A 23,136-nucleotide genomic window follows, 5' to 3' on the forward strand; every position below is an offset into this window, starting at 1 on the left:
GATGAACAAAACCAGGAAGAAAAATCTGAAGCGCATGATCCATACGACGCGAAGCCGTTTTTTTTCGCTGACCGCGATTGTGGCAATCGGCGTTGCGTTTTTCCTGGGCCTTGTTTCTTCGGGGACGGTGATGTCGTATTCGGTGCAGGTCTATAATGATGAACTGAATCTGAAGGACATCACGGTCTATTCCAATTACGGCTTTGATGAAGATGATATTGACGCAGTGAAAGTGCTCGATGAAGTCGCGGATGCCGAGGGAACGAAGTTTGCAGATGTTTATGCAGCTTCCGGTTCTTCGATCCGGGTCACCCGCGTCCATGCCTATAACCCTGATGATACGATCAATCAGTTTCAGCTGAGAGAGGGAAGACTTCCGGAAAATGAACATGAAGCTCTGGCCGAAGCAGGAACTGATGGGACGTCTGGCTTTGCGATCGGCAGTACCGTAACGCTGTCCAGACCATCTGATGATCTTTCCGATTATCTGAATATCGATGAGGTCACGATCGTCGGCACGATCGATACGCCGCTGTATCTCAATGAGACCAAGGAGAGCAGCACCCTCAGCAACCAGGCGATCAGCACGTATCTGTATGTGATGGAATCCTGTTTTTCCATGGACTATGACACGGAGCTTAATGTCGTGACCGTGCATGGGAAAAACTATGATGAATTCTCAGATGCGTATTACGCCTATACGGAAAGCGTTCAGAAAGAGATCGAAGACCTCGGCGTCACCCAGGCGGAACACCACCGGGATGCAGTCGTCGCTGAAGCGGAAAAGAAACTAAATGATGCGAAGCAGGAATACGAAGACGGAAAGAATGAATATGATACTTCGATTGCAGATGCAGAGCAGCAGCTGGAAGATTCCAGAAAGCAGATCCAGGACGCAGAACGGCAGATCGCAGATGGCAAAACGCAGATTTCCGACGGAGAAGCGAAACTGAAGCAGTCTCAGGAAGAACTGCTGAGTCAGAAGTATACGAACGAGAATAAGATCCTTGATGCCCGGGCTGAGATTTCTGCCGGCCAGACAAAACTTGATCAGGGCAAGCAGGAATTCGCAGAACAGAAGAGTCAGGCCGAAGCAGGCATCCAGCAGATCGATACAGGTATTGAACAGCTCAATACCCTGCAGGAACAGCTGACGCATCTCAATGAATCCATCCAGCTTACGATGCTGTATCAGTCTCTCTCAGAAGAACAGAGCCAGCCGATTTCTGCCGCGGCAGAGTCGCTTGGCCTTTCAGAGACAAATACAGTGCAGGATCTGATCAATGCATGCAAGACTGCTTCCTCAGGACTTTCAGCTCTCCTGGAACCTCTGGCAGACTTGCCGGATGAGACTCCAGTGAGCACGATCATTGCCCAGGTGCAGGCAGCAGGGGATGAAGAAAGCGCTGCTGCCTTGTCCCCTTATGAAGATCAGACGCTGGGGGATCTTCGCACGAGAAAGAACAATCTTGATCAGCTTGCCGCGCAGCTGGAAGCGATCCCGGATCAGCTGCCGATCTCAATTCTTCTTGCAGGCCAGCCGGATCTGAAGGCGCTGACGGATCAGATGGGACTCACGGAGACCTCAACGGCTGCCGAACTGAAAGCTGCGATTCCGGTTCAGATCCAGGCGCTTCAGGATCAGAAGACGTCGATTCAGAATCAGCTGGCAGACGGCCAGAAGCAGATTGATGATGCCCAGGCTCAGCTGGATCGTGCGTATGCGGAAACGGTCAATGCGGCGACGGAGCTGTATGCGGCAATAGATGAAGGCCAGCAGAAGATTGATGATGGCTGGGCGGAGCTTGAAGCAAACAGGCAGAAGATTGCGGATGCCGAAGCAGAACTTGCTGAAGGCAAGCAGAAACTGCAGGATGGCGAAGCTGAACTGGAAACACAGAAAGCAGATGGCGCGCAGAAGCTGGAAGATGCCAGAGCAGAGATCGATGCCGGAGAACAGAAAATCCAGGATCTGGAAGCGGGCAGCTGGACCGTGCTGACGCGCTTGAGTCATTATGCTTCGGAAAGCTATAGGCAGTCGGTGAATCAGATGAAGGCCATTGCCGGCATCTTTCCGGTCTTCTTCTTAGCGGTGGCAGCTCTGGTTTGCATGACGACGATGACCCGGCTCATCGAAGAGCAGCGCGGCCAGATCGGCATCATGCGGGCACTGGGCTATACTCCGAAAGAATGTGCATCGAGCTATCTGATCTATGCAGGCATGGCGGCGCTGATCGGTGAAGCGGCCGGGACGGTTCTCGGTCTCGCTATTTTCCCGCCGATCATCTATTACCTTTGGAAAATAGAATATGTGCTCCCGCCGATGAAGCTGAAGATTTCGTGGAGCGTGATGGCAATTGCGGATCTTCTGTTCCTTGCGGTCATGGAGCTGACGTCATGGAAGGTGCTGCGAGCGGATATGAAGGAAGTGCCTGCTCAGCTCATGCGGCCGAAGGCACCGAGACTCGGAAAGAATACGTTCCTTGAGAAGATTCCTACAGTATGGAATTCGCTGAGCTTCACGTGGAAGGTGACCATTCGAAATCTGTTCCGCTACAAGAAGCGGTTCTTCATGACCGTGATCGGCGTAGCCGGATGCTGTGCATTGCTGATCACAGGCTTCGGAGTCCAGGACAGCATCGATAACATGGTCAGCATCCAGTATGAGGAGATCTATCAAATTGATGCAGTCATCACGCTGAAAGATGATCTGTCTGCTTCTGAGCTTTCAAAGGCAGCTGAGAAAATCGCGGACCGGGAGGATGTGTCAGGTACTGTGCGTGGCGCGTTCTACAATGCCAAGGCAGATACGGAGGACCGTTCGTTCGAAGAGACGGTGAATGCGATGATTTTCCGGAATGAGGAAGATCTGAGCCAGGCATATGATCTGCGCACCCGGGTCGGCCATGACCCGATTTCACTGAGTGATGACGGCGTTATCATCAGCGAGAAGATGAGCGAGAACATGCATCTTGCGATCGGCGATACGTTCCTGCTGGAAGGAAAGGCAGGCCTGGTGAAGGAAGTGAAAGTAGCCGGGATTGCCGAGATGTATATGTCTCATTTCGTCTGGATGAGCGAAGCCTGTTATCAGAGCGTATTCGGAACGGTTCCTGCACAGAACAGCGTATTCCTGAAGCTGAAAGATGGAACGGATCCGGCATCCTGCGAACAGGCCATTTCCGCATATTCAGAAGTCTCAAGCCTCGACTTCTGCTACAGCACTCTGAATACATGGAAGAATACCGTGCATTCGCTGAATCTGGTGGTGTATGTCCTGATCATCAGCTCGATGGCGCTTGCGTTTGTCGTGCTCGGCAATCTGACCAACGTGAATATCAGCGAGCGCACGCGCGAAATTGCCACGCTGAAAGTGCTGGGCTTCAGGAAGAGAGAAGTGGAGAGCTATATCTACAAGGAGAATATGGTGCTGACGGTGATCGGAGCATTGTGCGGCATTCCGCTTGGCGTTCTGCTTCATCATACAATCATGCGGCAAGTGGAGATGGATGCGATGATGTTCGGCAGGACAGTGGACCCTGACAGCATCCTATGGTCAGTGCTTCTGACGATCGGCTTCAGCATTCTCGTGAACCGCTTCATGCGGAAACGTCTCCATGACATCAGCATGGTCGAATCCCTCAAGAGCGTCGAGTGAGCAGATGACTGTACAGAAAATCTGAATCCGGTTATATTGAGCACAGGAGGACATCATCATGAAATCATTGAAATTCGTTCGCTGCGAGAAATGCGGCAAGATTGCTGTTCTGCTTCAGGACAGCCCGTGCCCGACCATGTGCTGCGGCCAGGAAATGAAGGTGCTGGAACCGAATACCGTCGATGCTGCTCAGGAGAAACATGTACCGGTCGTGACCAGAGAAGGCAATGTCATCACCGTCACTGTCGGTTCCGTGGAACACCCGATGCTGCCGGAGCATTATATCCAGTGGATCGTGCTCGAGACGGAAAACGGCTTCCGCGTTGCGGAGCTTAAACCGGGCGACAAGCCGGAAGTGAAGTTCTTCGAGAACGAGAAAGTGATTGCAGTCTATGAATACTGCAACCTGCACGGACTCTGGAAAACCTCCGTCTGAATCCAGCAAGCTTCCTTCGGGAAGCTTTTTTCGTGTGCCGGGCATGGCATGTATCTTGGCGATGAAAGTCCACTGTGGGTGCGAAGTCTGCCAACGCCAGCCACCAGCCGGACGCCAAGGGTGTCCATCGTGAGGTGGAATCTGAAAGAAAGTGCAGGCAAACGTCTGGCCTGAGGCATACGAATCGCATGAAGCAGCCTGAAGCAGGGCAAGTGTGCTGAACAGCACAAACCCAATAGCTTGGCGGGAAGAAACTGAGGAATGCAAATACGGCAGATCTATGGAGGGAAGGATGCGGATCTGCCCCGGGAGGTCTCATGAGCGCACACGTGAGTCGGAGAACGCCGCGCAGCGGAAGCGTAGTAACAGCGAATCATGAGAAGTCAGCAGAAGCCATAGTGCAGATCGTCGCGTAAGTTTCCGTTTATTCTTCATGTTCCAATCAAAATCTCTTCGGATATCACCGCATAAAGGAAAATACGAACAATAAAAGCCAGAACCAGCACCGCTGAAGGTGACCTTTCTTATGCAGAGATTGGCCGTTCCGGTTGCTGTTCTGCTGTGGTACAATGGACCCGTTATAAATAGATGAAAAGGAAATATTGGTAACTGAAAAGATGGAGAAGTACAAGAAGAGTTGGGATTTTCATGGCCGCACCATCACTGTTGAAAATGGTGAGATGGCAAAGCAGGCCGGCGGATCGGTTCTGGTCCGCTACAACGATACGGTGGTTCTTTCCGCCGCAACAGCCAGCACGGAAGTCAAAGCAGAAGATTTCTTCCCGCTGACGGTGCTCTATAATGAGAAGTTCTATGCCGAAGGACAGATCCCGCAGAGCTTTCTGCGCCGGGAAGGCCGTCCGACGGAACATGCAACGCTGACCGCACGTCTGATCGACCGCCCGATCCGTCCGCTGTTTGCGGAAGGGTTCCGCAACGAAGTTCAGGTCGTCAATACGGTGCTTTCCGTTGAGCCTGACTGCAGCCCGGAAATGACCGCAATGTTCGGCTCTTCGCTGGCTCTCTGCGTCTCTGATATTCCGTTCAACGGACCGATTGCCGGGGTCATCGTCGGCAAGGTAGATGGCGAATATGTCATCAACCCGACGGTTGAGCAGGCGGAACGTGCGACGCTGAGCCTGACCGTTGCCGGCACGAAAGAAGCCATCAACATGGTTGAGGCGGGGGCGAAGGAAGTCTCTGAAGACGAGATGCTCGAAGCCCTGCAGATCGGCCATGATGCGATCCGCGAGCTGTGCGAGATTGAAGAAGAAGTCATCGCTGCCTGCGCAAAGCCGAAGATGGAAGTCGTGCTCTACACGATCAATCCGGACATCCGTGCTTATATTGATGAGCATGGCAAAGAGCGCATCGAGAAAGCAGTTTCCATCAAAGGAAAGCTGGAACGCTATCACACCATCGATGAAATCACCGATGAGATGGTAAAAGAAGTATCCGAGAATCTGAACTGGGAAAATGATGCTGCCAAGGCGAAAGCAGAAAAGCAGGCTCATGAATACTGCGTCGAGATTGAAGCAGGCGAAGTCCGCAGACTCATCTCGGAAGAGAAGATCCGTCCGGATGGACGCAAGCTCGATGAGCTGCGCCCGCTGAACTCTCAGGTCGATCTGCTTCCGCGTGTGCATGGTTCTGCTATGTTCACCCGCGGCGAGACGCAGGTGCTCTCAGTGACGACGCTCGGTCCGCTGGATGATGCGCAGATCGTCGATGATCTGACGCCAGTGAAGTCCAAACGGTTCATGCATCAGTACAACTTCCCGCCGTTCTCGGTCGGCGAAGTCGGCCGCATGGGTTCTCCGGGCAGACGTGAAGTCGGTCATGGCGCCCTTGGTGAACGTGCTCTGAGCCAGGTGCTTCCGTCCGTGGAGGAATTCCCGTACACGATCCGCACGGTTGCAGAAGTTCTCGAATCCAATGGTTCTTCTTCCCAGGCTTCGATCTGTGCCGGCACGATGTCGCTGATGGCAGCCGGTGTTCCGATCAAGGCGATGGTAGCGGGTGTTGCCATGGGCCTGATCACGGTCGGAAATACGTATTCCATCCTGACGGATATTCAAGGTATGGAAGATCATTACGGCGATATGGACTTCAAGGTTGCCGGCACCCGCAAGGGCATCACGGCTCTGCAGATGGACATCAAGGTTTCCGGTATCTCCCAGGAGATTCTGAAGGAAGCACTTGCCCAGGCTCATAAAGGACGCATGGAAATCCTCGACAACATGGAAGCGACGATTTCCGCACCGCGCGATCATGTTTCGAAGTATGCACCGAAGTTCGCAATCATGCATATTCCGACGGACAAGATCCGCGATGTGATCGGCACCGGCGGAAAGACGATCAACCAGATCATTGAAGACTGCAACCAGGTCAAGATCAATGTCGAAGAAGATGGCACGATCGCCATCTACCATATGGATCAGGAAATGATCGATAAGGCAAAGGGCATCATCGAAGACATCACCCGTGAAGCAAAGGTCGGCGATGTCTATGATGCGACGGTATCCGAAGTACGCGACAGCTTCGCATTCGTGAATCTGTTCGGTCAGACCGATGCGCTGCTGCATGTCTCTGAGATTGCCTGGGAGCGCACCGAGGATATCCATAAGGCGCTGCATACCGGCGACAAGATCAGAGTCCAGGTCATCTCGGTCGATGATGCCGGAAAGGTCAAGGTCAGCGCGAAAGCCTGCCAGCCCAAGCCGGAGGGATATGTCGAGCCGAAGAAGCCGCTGCGGCCGCAGAAGTTCAGCCGCACTGAGCACCGCGGCAATGACCGCCATGAAGGCGAAGGCGTGGAACGCAGAGTCTTCCGCAAGAAAGAAGACTGAAGAAAAGCGGTAACAGAGAGGACCGGATAGCATCCGGCCTTCTTTTTTCCGGAAACGAAAGAGGTATGCACGATGCGAATGAGAAAGAAGAAATGGGCGGATCCTTATCTGGAAGCCCATCCGGAATATGCGGTGGCAGATCCTTCTGCCTGCCGGGGAACCTGGAAGCAGATGCTCTCCTGCACGAAGCTCCATGTCGAGATCGGCATGGGCAAGGGCGACTATCTGAATGCCATGGCATCCATGTATCCCGAAGAAGGCTGGGTAGGCATTGAAAAAGACCACAGCTGTGCAGGAGTCGCCTGCCGCAAAGCTCTGGAAATGGAATCGCCTGATCTGCATAACAAGCGGATGATTGTCGGCGATGCGGAACATCTGGCTGAATGGTTTGCGGACGGGGAGATCGATGTGATTCATCTGAACTACAGCGATCCCTGGCCGAAGACCTATACCCATAAGCGCCGGCTTTCAAGTCAGAAGTTCCTGAACGTCTACCGGCAGTTACTTTCGGAAGAGGGCATCATCCGGATGAAGACTGACAACAAGGGTCTCTTTGAGGATTCAGTGCTGTACTTTCTGCAGAATGGCTTTACGCTGACGGAACTGTCCGTCGACTTCCGCCGCAACCCGCATCCCGAAGATGCGGTCACGGAATATGAAAGCCGCTTCATGAGCCTCAATCAACCCATCTACCAGCTGGCTGCGATCCCGATTTTGCCGGATGGAAATCATGTATAATAAACACGTGAACGTTAGAAAGATTCTCGTGCCTGTTCTGACGGCATTTCTTCTGGCAGGGTGTTCGACCTATCAGGGCGACCTGCAGAGTGAACTGAATCACAGGCTTGCTTCTGCGGAAGAAAAGCCGATTCTCGGTGCGGAGTACAACCACCGCTTTTATTCGTACTATCTCGAGCCGGATGTCGGCCGCATGGGCACCAGCCTCACCAGCAATACATTCTGCTTTGAAGGCACGAAGTTCGTCATGAATCTCAATGTGCCTTCCGTGATCAATGCGGCTTATTATACGTCGGAGTCAGATCCTTCCGGAGCAATCACTGGCGGAACTGAACTTGCCAAGAGCGAAGGGACTTATCTGGACCGGGATGGCAATGAACACAGCTTCTCCGTCGGGATCTATCTCCTGAAGTCGGAGGTGTTCACGTATCTCGTCAGCGATACTGCCGAATTCTTCGCAGTCTCCGCAAGCGAGCTTGCAGCTGCGCAGATTGCCGGCAAGATGCTGACGCTGGCCAGAGGACTCGAAGTGAATAACAGCGTGGTGCTGAGCACGTTTTCCATGCGGCAGACCATTTCCTATTCCCGCAAGAAGCTCGAGCTGTTCCAGAATATCGCACCGGAAAGCGGAACGATCACCGAACTGTTTGAAGACAGCGGCTATGACAGCAGCGTCGACTATGCCGGCGACAACTTCGATGCGGAAGAAGACGAGAATATCCAGCAGGGCGATGCGGATGATCAGGTCAATGGCGAAGAAGTGACCGGGGCAAATGAGGAGCAGGATGCGGAAGCGTCACCTTCTGCCTCAGCGGAAAGTGCATCTTAACAACCTAGCTGAAATCACTTAAAATACTAATGATATTGCGTTTATCAGAACAAAAGGAGAAACAAGTATGCTCAAGAAACTGCAGAACCTGTTATTTGAAGAAGAAGACGATGACCTCGAAGAAGACGAGGAAGAAGAAGCTGTAGAAGAAGCTCCTGTCCGCCGCAAGCATCGCAAAGCTGCTCCGGAACCAGAAGAGGAAGAACCGATCAGCGAACCGGCAAGACCTCAGGTCAAGCCGCTGCAGACCGCTACAACGATGAACCGCATCGATGTGACGCAGCCGCTGCCGAAGCAGAGCGAACCGGAAAAGAACCAGGAAGTATTCCGCCGTCCGGCGGCTGTTCAGCATGCCTCTCCGCGTCCGCTGGAAGCAGACCCTGAGATTCTGCATGAAACCGCAAAGCCGAAGACTACGCTCGGCATCACGGTAGATGATGAACCGAAGAAGCCGGAACCGGCTCCGGTCCGTCCAAGCCGTCCGCAGCCGGCGGTGAAGCCTTCCAAGCCCGCAAAGCCTGCCAAGGCTGCTCCGGTCTATGAATTCCAGCCGGTCATCTCCCCGATGTTCGGCGTGGATGAGAAAGACATGGATGCCATGCAGACAACGGCCAAGGAATTCCGCACTGGTCTGGATGATGACAACAACGTGTCGAAGATCATCAGCCCGATCTACGGCATTTCGAAGGAAGCTGAACCGACGACGATCCAGAAGACTGTCGAGAAGTCCAATGAGATGGAGAATCTCACTTATACCAAGGAAGCCAGAAAAGCAGAAGATTCCATTCCGGAATTCTCTCTGGATGATATCCTGAATGGCCATGATGAAGAGTTTGCGCGTCAGAGTGCAGCCGCTGCTGCCGATGACAGCTATGAAGATGTCGATGAGACCGTCGTCATGGATACGAAGAACATCACGCCGTTCGGCAAGGTGAATGCACCGAAGAAGGATGCAGGAACCAGATGAACTACTGGTTCATCGGCATCAAGGGCACCGGCATGGCTGCTCTTGCATGCATGCTGAAGGACCTCGGCAATGAGGTAGCCGGAAGCGATCTTCCGAAGCATTTCTTCACCGAAGATCCGCTCGATGCCCGCGGCATTCGGATTTCTGATTTCAGCCCGGCCAACATCAGGGATGGCATGCATGTCATCATCGGCAATGCGTTCCTCGATGATTTTCCGGAAGTCGCTGCCGCCAGGTCCAATCCAACCTGCACGTGCATGCGCTACCATGAATTCGTCGGCGAGTTCACGAAGCAGTATCATACGATCGCGGCGGCCGGCAGCCATGGCAAGACGACCACGACCGGCATGCTGTCATGCATGCTGCAGGAAAAAGGAAGCACCGGCTGGCTGATCGGCGATGGCGATGGCCATGTCAGCGCGGATACCGAATACTTTGCTCTGGAAGCAGATGAATTCCGCCGCCATTTCCTGGCGTATCATCCGGATTATGCGATCATCACGAATGTCGATATCGATCATGTCGACTACTTCAGGGATGAAGCGGATTACCGCAGTGCCTATGAGCAGTTCTCGATGCAGGTGGGCAAGGGCATCATTCTCTGGGGAGAAGATGCTCAGGCAAGAATGCTGAAGCTGAATCCTGAGGTTCCGCATTACTGGTATGGGGAAACGGATCAGGATGACGTGCAGGCAGTGAATATCCGGGAAAGCAGTGAAGACATGGAATATGATGTGCTGTTCCATGGCGCGAAGTTCGGCCACTTCCATTTCACGTTTGTCGGGCATCATCTGCTGCTGAACAGTCTTGCCTGCATCACTGTCGGCATGCTGGAAGGCATGAGCCCGGAGGTGATCGAGAAGGGTCTTTCTAACTTCCATGGCGTCAAGCGGCGGTTTGTCGTTGAGAAACACGGCGGCAATATCTATATCGATGACTATGCACATCATCCGACGGAAGTGCGGGTGACGGTCGAAACTGCCAGAAAGCGGTTCCCGGATAGAAAGCTGGTTGCGATCTTCAAGCCGCATCGGGCCAGCCGGGTGCTGTACTTCGCAGATGACTTTGCCTCAGCGCTTGAGAAAGCAGATAAGGTCTATCTCTGCGATTTCACCAGCATCGATGATAAGCAGGATGGCACGGATATCGATATTACGTATCTGCAGAAGCGGATTCCTGGTTCCGTCGTTCTTCCGGAAGATGAGAACGGGGCAAAGCTTCTGGCCAAAGAGAAACCGGCAGTATTCCTGTTTATGTCAAGCAAGGATATCTACTGGCTGGCGGATCTTGTGAAAAAGCAGGATGAGTGATGGAATGGGAGAGTGGGAGCGCTCCCATTTTTCTTGAAAAGTCTTTCACAGAAGCCTATAATCAGACATGACAACAAGAGGAGAATAATTATGCTGGATGCACTGCTGGTAGACCTGAAAACCGTATGTGAGCAGCTGCTGCCGATTCTCGGAGCAGCTGCACTGATTTATCTCTGTATTTTGCTGAAGCATGCCTGGAAACTGATTGATACTGCAAACGATACCGTCAAGGGTCTTGATCCGACGGTCAAGCTTGCCAATGAGAGTCTTGAGAAAGTCCAGGCACCGTTAGATACGGTTGTCCGTCTGAGCCATTCTGTTGATGATGTTCAGGCAAAGACAGCAGCGGCATTTGCTAATGCGGGCGAATGGGCAACTCAGAATGTCGATAAGCTGAAGGATTTTGTCAGCTCGAAGACTTCTGCTTATGAAGCACCATCTGAACCTGCTTCTGAAGAGCAGCAGCCAGCGAAAGAGGAGGAAACAGCGCATGAGTGAAGAAGAAAAGAAGACGGAAGAAACTGCTTCTGCAGAAGAAACAGGAACGAAGGGAGAACGTCAGTCCATTGAATCCATCGAGCAGACCGTGGAAGATCTGAAGAAGAAGATCCAGGAACTGAGCGAGGAAAACGAGAAGAAAGCAGATCAGGAATCTGATGCCAAGCTGAATATTCCTGATTTCAAGCTGAACAAGGAGCAGAAGGAAAAGATCGAGGAAGTGAAAGAAGATACTGTGAAAAGCGTAAATCAGACGATTGATGAGATGAAGAAGCGGGCCAGCGATCTGACTTCTTCAGAAGATCTGCGCAAGACCCTCGATTACCTGAAGCAGAATGCATTCAAGGCAGTGGAAACCGCCAAGGGCAAGATCGAAGATATCAAAGAGAATCCGGATGTGAAGAAGACGCTGGATGATGCCGGCAGCAGGACGAAGGAATTCAACGAAACGCTGAAGCAGAAGACGGATCAGCTATTCCCGGAAGAGAATCGGGCTGAAGTCCGGAAGAACCTTCAGGAAGCCGGACAGAAGATGGCAGAAGGAGCAAAGACAGCCGGAAAGAAAGTGAATGAATTCATGGCAAAGCCGGAAGTCCAGGATGCGCTGCAGGAAGCAGGCAGGAAGTCAAAGGAGCTTGCAGACAAGGCCGGGGAAATGCTGAAAGATCTGTTCGGAAAGACCGGCGAGTAAAGGAGGCTTTCAATGAAGCGTGTAACAATCTATGACGTAGCAAAAGAAGCTGGCGTTTCCCTGGCTACGGTTTCCCGTGTGATCAACGGATCTAATGTAGTCAAGGAGCCTACGAAAGAACGCGTGCAGGCTGCAATTGAGAAGCTTGGCTACAAACCGAATGCGATCGCGCAGGGATTAGCCCTTCAGAAAACGACCACGATCGGCCTGGTGGTTCCAGAAGCGAGTTTCACTTATACCGGACAGATCATCAATGGTCTGATTGACGTGGCAAAGATCTACAACTACAACATCATGCTGCATACGATCACAGCCGGCATCACGGATATCAATGATGTCATCGAAGACATCATCAAATCCCGGGTTGATGGGGTTGTCATCTACAATGACAAGCTGAATACGGCTGAGATGCAGGAGCTCAACAACTACAACATTCCGATCGTCATCATCGGCAACCGGGTCAAGAGCGAGAACGTCAGCTGTGTCTATGTCGATATCGAGAAGGCAATCTTCGAGCTGACCATGAAATATCTGGAAGAAGGCAAGAAAGATATTGCGATTCTCGAAGACCGCAAGAATCCTTGCGCAACCAAGCAGATGATCCGCGGAGCGGAAGAAGCATTCCGCAGAAAGGATCTTCACTTCGGAGGCTTCCTGCGCATTCCGCCGGAAACTCGTACGAGCTATGCCTTCCTGAGCACGCATCTGAAGGATCACAAGTATGATGTGATGATCGGCAACCGGGACAGCCAGGCAATGGCAATTCTGAATGCGGCAAGAGAAAATGGCATTGAAGTGCCGAAAGATATGGAAGTCGTCTGCGTCATCGATACGAAGTACAATTCCATGATGCGGCCGACGATCTCGAGCTTCTCGATTCCTTCGTATGATCTCGGCGCCGTTTCGATGCGGGTTATGACGAAGATGCTGCAGAACCAGGCAGATATCGACCGCGAGATTGAACTGAGCTATCTGTTCACGCCGCGGCAGACAACGAAGAATTGACAGACAGACGCAGTTGAATTATGATTGCGTGGCAATGAACGGAACAAGTAGCTGCAGAGGAAGGCCATAGAGAATTCCCGGCTGGTGGAAGGGAATCCGGAGCTTGCAGCGAATACATCCGGGAGCTTCCGGTCTCAAAAGGCCGGACGTGATGTTCCTGCGTTAAAGGATTCAAGGTGCATGGCTCTGGCCATGAACTAAGGTGGTACCGCGCTGAATCAGGCGTCCTTAGATTGATAAGGGCGCCTTTATTTATGGCTGCCCGGAAGGAGAAAAGAAATGGAATTCATCGAAGAACTGAAATGGAGAGGACTCGTCAAGGACGTGACCGACTATGAAGGACTGAAGGAGAAGCTGAAGACTCCGACCGTTATCTACTGCGGCTTTGACCCGACTGCAGACAGCCTGCATGTCGGCCATCTGCAGCAGATCATCCTGCTGCGCCGGTATCAGAACCAGGGACATACGCCGATCGCATTATGCGGCGGCTTCACCGGTATGATAGGTGATCCGCGTCCGACCACGGAGCGCAAGCTGCTCACTCATGAAGAAGTGCTGCACAATGCTGAATGCATCAGGACTCAGCTTGCCAAGTTCCTTTCCTTTGACGGCGATAACGCTGCGATCATGGAGAATAACAACAACTGGCTCGGCAGCATGAATCTGCTGGACTTCTTACGTGATTACGGCAAGCTGTTCAATGTTTCCTACATGATCAGCAAGGACATCATCAAAAAGCGTCTGGATTCCGGCATTTCCTACACGGAATTCTCCTACACGATCCTGCAGTCCATCGACTGGCTGAGCCTGTACCGGAAATACCATTGTGAGATCCAGATCGGCGGTTCTGATCAGTGGGGCAATCTGACCAGCGGCATGGAGCTGATCCGCAAGGTCGAGAATGCGACGGTCTACGGCATCACATCGCCGCTGATCACGAAGTCGGATGGCTCGAAGTTCGGCAAGTCCGAAGGAAAGAACATCTGGCTTGATCCGGCCAAGACCAACTCCTATGAGTTCTACCAGTTCTGGCTGAACACACCGGATTCCGATATCATCGACTACCTGAAGCGTCTGTCCCTCCGTACGCCGGAAGAGATCATTGCCCTGGAAGCATCCATGAAGGAAGCACCGGAAAAGCGCGAAGCCCAGAAAGCCCTGGCCGAAGAACTGACGAAGATTGTCCATGGCGAAGAAGGACTGAAGACGGCTCAGAAGATCACGGAAACGCTGTTCCATGGTTCCATTCTCGATCTGACTCCGGCCGAGCTGAAGGCTGGCCTTGCGGATGCAGAGAAGGCGGAAGTCGAAGAGAACATGCCGCTGGTCGATGCTCTGATCAGTGCCGGCATCTCGAAGTCGAAGCGCGATGCGAGAACGCTGATCCAGCAGGGATCCATCCAGCTCAATGGCGTGAAAATCACTGATACTGCTGCTGTCCTTCATGCGGAAGAAGCCTTCGATCATGAATTCAGCATTCTGAAGAAGGGCAAGAAGAATTACTTCGTTCTGAATTTCAGAAAGTAAGCTGCCAGGCCGGAATTTCCGGCCTTTCTTTTCGCCTTGCGCCGGGTTTCTGAATAGAAGCTCGCATGATATAATGCTTACCGAGGTAATCGGATGCAGAAATATGAAATTCTGATCCTGTGCGGAATTCTGCTGCTCGGAGGGTGTTCTTCTCCGGATACGAGCGAATCTGCTGCACAGGCGGCATATGAAGGGTATTACGCCAGCATTGAAACAAATAGCAGCTTCGCACAGTCCTCTCTCTATTATTCCGTCAGTGCGGAAATGACGGAGATGAGCGATAAGACATACCGCTATTACATCATCATCGATAATCCGCAGATTGCGATGTATGACATCGTCGTGATGGCAGTGGAGAATGATATCCCGCTGGCATCTGCAGATAAGATGATGCCGAACATCGGTATTTTCGACAGCACGGAATACTGCATGATTCCATTTCAGTCCAACCCGGATGACGGCTATGTGAAAGGCCTTGTCATCAGCGGCGAGTGCACGAGCAATCCGGTCAGCCTGAAGATCCTCGTGGAATGGGATGACCGCAATGGCGAGAATACGCAGCGGGAATTCCTGCAGATGGAACTGACTCCCGATGGCATCACCAGCTCACCTGATCCTTCAGCATCCCCGGAGGCGGAGAACTGATCCATGACATCTGACGAAAAAAAGAAAGTAAAGTCTTCCTTCATAGCCGGCTCTCTGACAAGTTCTGCCGGCGTTTTCCTTTCCAAGCTGGTTGGTCTTCTGTATGTTTCTCCGCTGCATTCTCTGGCAACGCTGAACAACATGGACTACTATTCGGCAGCCTACAACTACTATTCCGTACTGCTGCAGATCTGTTCGGCTGGTCTTCCATATGCCGTCGCAGCGATCATCGCCAAGTATGCAAGCAAGGATGACTGGAAGACTGTCATGTTAGTCCGCCGGCTCAGCATCGGCATTCTGAATGCCTTCGGCTTTGCGATGGCAGTCATCTTCGCAGCTGTATCCGGACCGCTTTCCTCAAGCGTGCTCGGACCGGAAGCCACTGCTGCGGATCTTCAGAAGCAGAAGATCACGTTCATCATTCTTTCTCTGGCATTGTTCCTCGTTCCGATTCTGTACAGCTACCGCAGCTTCTATCAGGGACTCAAAGACCTCAAGAGCTATGCCGATTCCCAGGTCATCGAGCAGTTTGTCAGAGTCGGTTTCTTGCTTGGGATGGGCTGGGTATGTATCTACATCTTCGGACTGGATCGGGTCTGGGCCGTCTATATGGCAGCCCTTGGCACCAGCATCGGTGCACTTGGAGCGCTGTTCTATTATCTTCGCTATGACCGCAGGCACATCGGACCGATCCGCCGGGCCGCAAGAAACCAGACCACCCGTCCGGTGGATCATAAAGTGCTGATGAAGGAGCTGTTTGCGTTTGGCGTCCCGTATCTGATCACGGCAATCTTCGGCAACTCCCAGGTGCTCGTCAATACGCAGTTCTTCGTCTCGACGATGACCAGCATGGGCATGGACTATCAGCTGGCCAGAAACCTGTATACGATCATCCAGCTCAACTGCGATAAGCTGACCAGCATCCCGCAGGTGCTTGGCATCGGCTTCTCTTCCGGCATTGTTCCGTATATGACGATCTCGCTCGAGCAGCGCAATTTCAAGGAACTGAGAAAGAATATCCGGGCCTGCCTGGATACGGTGCTGTACATCGGCATTCCGGTCTGCTGGGCACTCTTCACGCTGGCCAGACCGATCTATTTCGTGCTTTATGGCGCCGATCGTCTGGACTATGCGGAAGTATGCATGCAATGGGAAGCGCTGCTGGCGCTCTGCACGACGATCACGCCGATCTGCACATCGATGATGCTGACGCTGCATCTGAGAAAAGAAAGCATCTTCTATCTTGGGGTCGGCTTTGCTGTCAAGTGCGTGACCTTCTATCCGCTGATGCGTGCTACCGGCTATACCGGGGCAATTACTTCTTCCATTCTCTGTTCGGTAGCGATCATCTATCTGTCGCTTGCCAAGATTCATAACCGCTATCAGGTTTCCTATCGGGCAACGGTATTCCGGGCAGTGAAGATGCTGCTGGCATGCTTTGCTGTCAGCGGTGCCTTTGCGCTGATGCGTCTAGCCGGCTTTGATATTTCGCTTTCTTCCAGACCGATGGCCTTGCTCGGACTTGCAGTCTATGCTGCCGTCGGCGGACTGCTCTATCTCTATCTCACGATGCAGATGAAGATTCCGCAGGCCATCTTCCATGTGTCCGGAAAAGGCGTTCTGCGCAGAATCTTCCGTCAGGGGAGGGCATGATGCGGCTCGATAAAGCACTGGCGGATCTTGGCCTCGGAACCCGGAAGGAACTGAAGCAGCTGATCCGCTCCGGCCGGGTTTCGGTCAATGGAAGTCCTGCCTTGGATCCTGGCATGCATGTAGATCCGGAAAGAGATGAACTCATGCTCGATGATCAGAGACTTGCCTATGAGAAGTATGTCTACTTCATGCTCAACAAGCCCAAAGGCATCGTCAGCGCAACCAGAGATGATTCCGAGACGGTCCTGGATCTTCTGGACGAACCATATAAAGATCTCTTTCCATGCGGGAGACTGGATAAGGATACCGAAGGACTGCTGCTGATCACGAATGACGGTCCGCTTGCCCATACTCTGCTTTCTCCGAAACATCACGTCGAGAAAGAATATCTTGTAACGATCCGGGACATCCTTTCTGAGGAAGACCGCAAAAGGATCGAAGCGGGAATGATTCTGCAGTCAGGAGAGGTATTCCAGCCGGCACAAGTCATCCCGGTTTCCGATCATCAGATCCGTCTGATCCTGAAAGAAGGAAAATACCATGAGATCAAGCGGATGCTGCTGGCAGTCGGCAATGAAGTGACTGCCCTGAAACGTCTGCGCATGAAAAACCTGGTCCTGGATGAAACCTTAGGACCAGGCGAATACCGGCGTCTTACGGAAGAAGAACTTCAGAGCCTCAGAGCTCCGGAAGACTTCACTTCCAGCACACCTGTCTCACAGTAATTCCGGATTGCTTCAATGACCTGATCGGTCAGGGAAGCAGGCGTAGAGCTGCCGCTGGTCACTGCGGCAGTTTCTGCATCTTCAAACATTTCCTTCCGGAGGTCTGAAGCCTGCTCAATCAGATAGGCATGAGGAATTCCGGACTTCAGACCGATCTCTCTGAGCTGATTGGAATTGTTGGAATGCGGATCTCCGACCACGATCAGCACATCGGTGTCTTTCAGATTCATGACGGCTTTCTGACGGATTGTCGTCGCGTTGCAGATTTCCGGTGCAGTCACTGCCTCCGGATATTTTCTTCTGCAGGCCTGCATCAGTGCTTCCGTATCCAGAAGACTCAGCGTTGTCTGGTTCGTTATCAGCACATCGGAAAGGGGACCGAGCTCATTTAAGTCCTGCTCGCTGGAAATCAGATGCACCCGATCAGAGATGCCGATCACGCCCTCTGCTTCCGGATGATGTTTCTTGCCGATATACAGCACATCGCCATGCTTCACATGTTCGCGGACCAGGTCATGCGTCTTCATGACATCCGGACATGTCGCATCGACAATCTCCAGATGTCGTTCTGCTGCTTTCTGATAGACCGCATCGCTGACTCCATGAGCGGTGAATAAGACGATGCCTCCGTTTTCCGGAATCTCATCGAGCAGTTCAAGTCTGGTTTTGCCAGGATCCTCGAGACACCGGATTCCGAGCCGCTTGCATTCCGCGACGACAAACCGGTTATGCACGATCATGCCGAGCATGTAGATCGGAGTATCCGGGTGTTCTTTCACGGTCTTCTCGGCCGTCATGATGGCGCGTACGACCCCCTGGCAGTAGCCGCGGGGCACGACACTGATCAGCTTCATAGCAAAAGTTCCTTTCAAACTGGTATAATGCGTCCGTAAAGCTATTATAGAGGTTTGTATGAAGAAATTTGAAGACTTTGCTCTGAGCAGCAGAACGATGAAATTCATCGCATTGAATCACTTTACCCAGCCGACGCCGATCCAGGAACAGGTTATTCCTGCAGCCGTCAGCGGGCGGGATGTCATAGGTCTTTCCCGTACTGGAACCGGCAAGAGCCATGCGTTTCTGATTCCGGTCATGGAGCGCACGGATTCTTCCATTGACCATGTGCAGGCAGTCATCACGGCCCCGACCAGAGAACTGGCCGCCCAGCTGTATGAAAAAGCAAAGCTGATGAACAAGGCAGATCCTTCTCTCCGGATCCGTCTTTATGTCGGCGGCAAAGACCGTGAGAAAGATCTGAGACAGCTCAAGGCTTCCCAGCCGCATATTGCGATCGGCACACCTGGACGAATCAGAGACCTTTTTCTGAATGAAGGAGCTCTGCGCATCGATCAGGCTGAGATGCTGGTCATCGATGAAGCAGATATGACGCTGGAATATGGATTCCTGAACGAGATTGATGCATTTGCCGGAAGAATGGGAGAACACCTGCAGATGCTGTCATTCTCCGCCACGATGCCGGATCAGCTTAAGCCGTTCATACGCAAATACATGCATGAACCGGTCACGGTCAGAATCGGCGAAGAAGCCCGTCTGAATCCGAAGATCCGCCATATCCTGGTACCTTGCTATCACCATACGTATCTTGAGACCATCCGTTCCATTCTCCCGGGAATCCAGCCTTATGTCTGCCTGATCTTTGCCAATACGAGAGATGAAGCACATGAGATCGCAGAAGGACTCCGGGAACAGAAACTCGATGTCACGGAACTCCATGGCGATATGGAAAGCAGAAAACGCAAGCAGGCGATGCGCAGCATCGAGCAGTCGCTGAATACGTTTGTGGTCGCCACGGATCTTGCCGCAAGAGGCATTGATCTGGATACGGTAACGCATGTCATTTCCTGCGGCTTCCCGGAGGATCTGGACTACTATATCCACCGCGCAGGCAGAACCGGAAGAAACGGCTCTGACGGCATCTGCTATGCCCTTTACCATGAAAAGGATGATGCAGCAATCAAATCCCTTCAGAAGCGCGGCATCCGCTTTGAACACATCCGCTTCCGCAGAGGCCAGGGAGAAACGCTTCGTCCTTATGGACAGAAACATCTGAAACCGGATGATGAGATGGAAAAGCAGATCGCGATGATCATGACCAAGAAGAACAGCAAGGTCAAGCCGGGATACAAGAAGAAGCGGGCTGCTGCCATCGATCAGATCCACCGGAAGAAGAAGCGTGAATTCATCCGTGCAAAGATCCGCGAAGAAAAGAAAGCAATGTACCGGAAGAAGGCGTATGAAGAAAAATACGGATCAGAAAACTGAGATGATTCTCGGCTGCCATGTGAAGATGACAGCTCCGGATTTCCTGGAAGGATCCGTGAAAGAAGCCCTTGGCTATGGAGCCAATGCGCTGATGCTGTATACCGGCGCTCCGCAGAACACCGTACGAAGAGAGATCAGCACCATGCATGTGAAGGAAGCCCAGGCTCTGATGGCTGAAAACCATCTGCCCATGGACCGCATGATTATCCATGCCCCGTATATCATCAATCCTGCAAATTCCGTCAAGCCGGAAGTCATGGACTTAGCAAGAACGTTCCTGATCCAGGAAGTGAAACGCACTGCCGAAATCGGTGCCAGTTATCTGGTCCTTCATCCGGGCAGCTATACGACCACGGATCCGGAAACCGGGATTTCCACCGTCATCAGCCAGCTCAATGAGATTGATTCAGAACTGACAGATGGGGTGACCATCTGTCTGGAAACGATGGCAGGAAAGGGCAGTGAGATCGGTTCTTCTTTTGAACAGCTTGCCGAGATTCTATCCGGTCTTTCCCATCCGGAACGCTATGGCATCTGCCTGGATACGTGTCATATCAGCGATGCCGGCTATGACCTGACTGACTTCGATGCCATCCTTGATTCGTTTGATCACATTCTCGGCCTTTCCCGCCTGCATGTGATTCATCTGAATGATTCGAAGAATCCCCGCGGTGCTCATAAAGACCGCCACGCCAATCTCGGCCAGGGCATGATCGGCTTTGATCTTCTGCATTCCGTCGCAGAGAATCCGCGTACTGCTTCTATTGCGAAGATTCTCGAAACTCCGTATATCAATTCCAGGCCTCCGTATGCCATTGAGATCGACATGCTGAGAAAGGGAGTCTATGAACCGGAACGCCTGGAAGCACTGAATCAGAAAGAAACGGAAACCAAATAACCGGCAATGAAAAAAGCAGCTGGCTATCTGTCTTCTGCTTTTCTGATGGTCTCTTCCATCGCTGCTCTGATCACTTCAGATTGAGATACGCCGAGCTTCTTGCATGAAGCTTTGAACTCTTCTACAAAATCCTTTTTGTATCGTGGACTTACCTGATCAAAGTTTCCAGATGCTCGGCAATCCGGCAAGGGGATGGATTTGGAAACTCTGAATAAGAGAAAAATCTGCGGTAAAAGAAAGGAAGCCATCTATTCGGATGACTTCCTGCTGGTTTCAGATCTGTCCGCGTTCTTTCAGGATGGTCTGGATTTCTTTCTTCAGCTCTGATGCCAGATGATCCTGGGGAACGGTTCTGATGACTTTGCCATTGCGGAACAGGATTCCGGAATCATGACTGCCGGCAATGCCGATATCTGCTCTGGCTGCTTCCTGCATGCCATTGACCGGACAGCCCATGACCGCAACCGTGATATCGCTGTGAATGGACTGGAGATATTCTTCCATTTCCTTCACGATCGGTAACATATCATACTGAATTCTTCCGCAGGTAGGGCAGGCGATGAGATCCGGCTGATTCTCAATCAGATTGAAGCACTTCAGGAGCTGTCTGCCGATGATGAGCTCTTCTTCCGGCGGCCCGGATACGGAAACCCGGATCGTATCGCCGATGCCTTCATGGAGGAGAGTGCCTAATGCGGCGGAAGACTTGACGGCCGATTCCGTGAATCCGCCGGCTTCTGTGACACCGAGATGCAGCGGATAGGGGTAATGGGCAGCAGCGGCTTCATAAGTTGCGATGGTCAGTTCCACATTGGAGCTCTTGAAGGACAGGCAGATATCATGGAAATCCATATCTTCCAGGATCTTCACATGTCTGTCTGCACTGGCAATCATCGCTTCTGCGCATGGCTTGCCATACTGTTCGAGAAACTGCTTTTCCAGAGAACCGCCATTGATGCCGATCCGGATCGGAATATGACGTTCTTTTGCCATCTCGACGACGGCTCTGGTATGTTCTTCGCTGCCGATATTGCCTGGATTGATGCGGATTGCATCGACACCGCCCTCCATTGCCTTCAGAGCAAGCAGGTAGTTGAAATGGATATCTGCGACCATCGGAATCGAGATCTGTTTTCTGATCGCAGGAATTGCTTCGGCATCCGCCTCATCAAGCACTGCGATGCGGGCAATCTCGCATCCGCCTGCTTCCAGTCTTCTGATCTGCTCCACTGTGGCCTGCACATCTTTTGCCGGAACATTCGTCATGGACTGCAGCACACAGCGGTTCTGGCCGCCGATCTGCACATTGCCGACCATGATCGGTCGGGTTTCGGTACGCTTCATATATTCAAAAAGCCTCCTGCTTCCTATTATAATGGGCTGTCCTTCATTCCGGATGGAAAATCATCTTTCCGGTTTCTGCCCATGGGTATCCGGGAGGGTATCCGGGAGGGTTTGAAAAAATGCTTTCCAGAGTGAATTGATTATGCTATACTCTCTTTGCGTAATTTTGTAGTCAGGAGGGATCACAGGTGGCTAGAGAGAATATTACCTTCAAGTGCTCTGTCTGCGGTGAAGAAAACTATATCGGCACCCGCAACAAGCGCAAGCATACCGAGAAGATGGAAATCAAGAAGTACTGCCCGGTCTGCCGCAAGAAGACTGTCCATAAGGAGAAAAAATAAGCCGTCCGGCTTATTTTTTTGAACACGCATGAAACTGGATGTTCTGCCGATCGGTCTGTTCGGCGAAAACAGCTATGTGCTTCAGGATCATGATCATGTGCTTCTGGTGGATCCAGGCCGTTTTCCTGATGAGATTGCAACGCATATTCCGAAGGTAATGCAGGTCGATGCGATCGTGCTGACGCATGGTCATGAAGACCACACCGGAGCTGCTGATGATCTCTCTGAGAAGTATTCATGTCCGATCTATATTCACCCGGATGATCTTCCGTTAGTGACTGCGGATCCGAAAGGACATGCAGCGCCTTACTGCGCAGTCGTTTATTCGGAAAAGAAACTGCTGGAAGAAGGGGAGATGACGATCGGAACGTTTCCGGTGACCATCTATCATACGCCAGGCCATACATCTGGCTCCGTATGCATCCGCTACCGCAATCTGCTGTTTACCGGCGATACGCTGTTTGCCGGTGATATCGGAAGGACAGATCTCTTCTCGGGCAGTGATAATGATATGCTGCAGTCGCTGATCCTTCTCAGAACACTGCCGAATGATCTGAAGGTGCTGCCAGGGCATGGACCGGATTCCACCCTCGGTGCAGAGAAACAGACAAATCCATATCTTCGCTGACACGGTTCCTGAATGGAGCTGTGTCTTTCTTTTTAACTGAAATGTGTTGATTCTGAAGGTGTCCGATTCTCAGATATTGAGGCAGTTACTCTGAGGTAACAGAGTGAAGAA

General features: G+C 52.1%; 20 protein-coding genes and 1 other annotated feature. Of the genes, 18 read left to right on the forward strand and 2 right to left on the reverse strand.

Going from position 1 to position 23,136, the window contains the following annotated elements; all coding sequences use genetic code 11:
* Position 1 precedes the first annotated feature (1 nt).
* The 14 genes from C7E00_RS07285 (at position 2) to C7E00_RS07355 (ending at position 17,531) form a co-directional block, all read left to right on the forward strand.
* Positions 2-3,658: an FtsX-like permease family protein gene (locus C7E00_RS07285; protein ID WP_105303664.1), complete on the forward strand. Its 3,657-nt coding sequence runs from the start codon at positions 2-4 to the stop codon at positions 3,656-3,658.
* A gap of 58 nt (positions 3,659-3,716) precedes the next feature.
* Entirely contained in the window at positions 3,717-4,094 is a 378-nt protein-coding gene (locus C7E00_RS07290; protein ID WP_105303665.1) for a desulfoferrodoxin family protein, read from the forward strand.
* A 617-nt stretch (positions 4,095-4,711) separates the two neighbouring features.
* Positions 4,712-6,943, forward strand: a complete 2,232-nt coding sequence (gene pnp, locus C7E00_RS07300; RefSeq protein ID WP_105303667.1) for a polyribonucleotide nucleotidyltransferase — start codon at positions 4,712-4,714, stop codon at positions 6,941-6,943.
* Positions 6,944-7,021: 78 nt separating this feature from the next.
* On the forward strand, positions 7,022-7,681 hold the full coding sequence (gene trmB / locus C7E00_RS07305) for a tRNA (guanosine(46)-N7)-methyltransferase TrmB (protein WP_338022634.1): 660 nt from the start codon (positions 7,022-7,024) through the stop codon (positions 7,679-7,681).
* A complete protein-coding gene (locus C7E00_RS07310; protein WP_105303669.1) occupies positions 7,674-8,510 on the forward strand; it encodes a hypothetical protein in 837 nt (278 codons plus the stop codon). The genes trmB and C7E00_RS07310 overlap by 8 nt, the downstream gene beginning before the upstream one ends.
* A gap of 67 nt (positions 8,511-8,577) precedes the next feature.
* The gene (locus C7E00_RS07315; protein ID WP_105303670.1) at positions 8,578-9,477 is read left to right on the forward strand and encodes a hypothetical protein; all 900 of its coding nucleotides are present in this window, start codon (positions 8,578-8,580) and stop codon (positions 9,475-9,477) included.
* Positions 9,474-10,787, forward strand: coding sequence for a UDP-N-acetylmuramate--L-alanine ligase (gene murC, locus C7E00_RS07320; RefSeq protein ID WP_105303671.1), 1,314 nt, complete (start codon positions 9,474-9,476; stop codon positions 10,785-10,787). The genes C7E00_RS07315 and murC overlap by 4 nt, the downstream gene beginning before the upstream one ends.
* A 90-nt stretch (positions 10,788-10,877) precedes the next feature.
* Positions 10,878-11,285: a hypothetical protein gene (locus tag C7E00_RS07325; RefSeq protein ID WP_105303672.1), complete on the forward strand. Its 408-nt coding sequence runs from the start codon at positions 10,878-10,880 to the stop codon at positions 11,283-11,285.
* Positions 11,278-11,976, forward strand: coding sequence for a hypothetical protein (locus C7E00_RS07330; protein ID WP_105303673.1), 699 nt, complete (start codon positions 11,278-11,280; stop codon positions 11,974-11,976). Before C7E00_RS07325 ends, C7E00_RS07330 begins: the two co-directional genes overlap by 8 nt.
* Positions 11,977-11,988: 12 nt before the next feature.
* Entirely contained in the window at positions 11,989-12,981 is a 993-nt protein-coding gene (locus tag C7E00_RS07335) for a LacI family DNA-binding transcriptional regulator (protein WP_105303674.1), read from the forward strand.
* 25 nt (positions 12,982-13,006) lie between these two features.
* Positions 13,007-13,214, forward strand: a binding site (T-box leader).
* Between the two features lie 46 nt (positions 13,215-13,260).
* Complete coding sequence (gene tyrS / locus C7E00_RS07340) at positions 13,261-14,508, forward strand: tyrosine--tRNA ligase (protein ID WP_105303675.1); 1,248 nt, start codon at positions 13,261-13,263, stop codon at positions 14,506-14,508.
* Positions 14,509-14,601: 93 nt separating this feature from the next.
* Positions 14,602-15,153 carry a hypothetical protein gene (locus tag C7E00_RS07345; RefSeq protein ID WP_105303676.1) on the forward strand — a complete coding sequence of 184 codons (552 nt, stop codon included), beginning with the start codon at positions 14,602-14,604 and terminating at the stop codon, positions 15,151-15,153.
* A gap of 3 nt (positions 15,154-15,156) precedes the next feature.
* Complete coding sequence (locus tag C7E00_RS07350) at positions 15,157-16,806, forward strand: MATE family efflux transporter (RefSeq protein ID WP_105303677.1); 1,650 nt, start codon at positions 15,157-15,159, stop codon at positions 16,804-16,806.
* Positions 16,803-17,531, forward strand: a complete 729-nt coding sequence (locus C7E00_RS07355) for a pseudouridine synthase (RefSeq protein WP_328597257.1) — start codon at positions 16,803-16,805, stop codon at positions 17,529-17,531. The genes C7E00_RS07350 and C7E00_RS07355 overlap by 4 nt, the downstream gene beginning before the upstream one ends.
* Here the strand turns inward: C7E00_RS07355 and ispH are convergent.
* Positions 17,477-18,385 (reverse strand): 4-hydroxy-3-methylbut-2-enyl diphosphate reductase, encoded by a 909-nt coding sequence (gene ispH, locus C7E00_RS07360; protein ID WP_105303679.1) that lies wholly within the window; start codon positions 18,383-18,385, stop codon positions 17,477-17,479. The two genes, C7E00_RS07355 and ispH, sit on opposite strands and share 55 nt — an antisense overlap.
* 58 nt (positions 18,386-18,443) lie before the next feature.
* On the opposite strand from ispH, the gene C7E00_RS07365 reads away from it, so the two are divergent.
* Entirely contained in the window at positions 18,444-19,814 is a 1,371-nt protein-coding gene (locus C7E00_RS07365; RefSeq protein WP_105303680.1) for a DEAD/DEAH box helicase, read from the forward strand.
* Positions 19,786-20,712, forward strand: coding sequence for a deoxyribonuclease IV (locus C7E00_RS07370; RefSeq protein ID WP_408022615.1), 927 nt, complete (start codon positions 19,786-19,788; stop codon positions 20,710-20,712). The genes C7E00_RS07365 and C7E00_RS07370 overlap by 29 nt, the downstream gene beginning before the upstream one ends.
* Before the next feature lie 273 nt (positions 20,713-20,985).
* Here the strand turns inward: C7E00_RS07370 and ispG are convergent, their stop codons facing one another.
* Complete coding sequence (ispG, locus tag C7E00_RS07380) at positions 20,986-22,056, reverse strand: flavodoxin-dependent (E)-4-hydroxy-3-methylbut-2-enyl-diphosphate synthase (protein WP_105303682.1); 1,071 nt, start codon at positions 22,054-22,056, stop codon at positions 20,986-20,988.
* A 188-nt stretch (positions 22,057-22,244) separates the two neighbouring features.
* Between ispG and rpmG the strand changes: the two genes are divergently transcribed.
* Positions 22,245-22,397, forward strand: a complete 153-nt coding sequence (gene rpmG / locus C7E00_RS07385) for a 50S ribosomal protein L33 (RefSeq protein ID WP_105303683.1) — start codon at positions 22,245-22,247, stop codon at positions 22,395-22,397.
* 28 nt (positions 22,398-22,425) lie between these two features.
* A complete protein-coding gene (locus C7E00_RS07390; protein ID WP_105303684.1) occupies positions 22,426-23,025 on the forward strand; it encodes an MBL fold metallo-hydrolase in 600 nt (199 codons plus the stop codon).
* Positions 23,026-23,136: the final 111 nt, after the last annotated feature.

This window comes from Anaerolactibacter massiliensis, assembly GCF_900290205.1.
Classification (GTDB): domain Bacteria; phylum Bacillota_I; class Bacilli_A; order Erysipelotrichales; family Erysipelotrichaceae; genus Bulleidia; species Bulleidia intestinalis.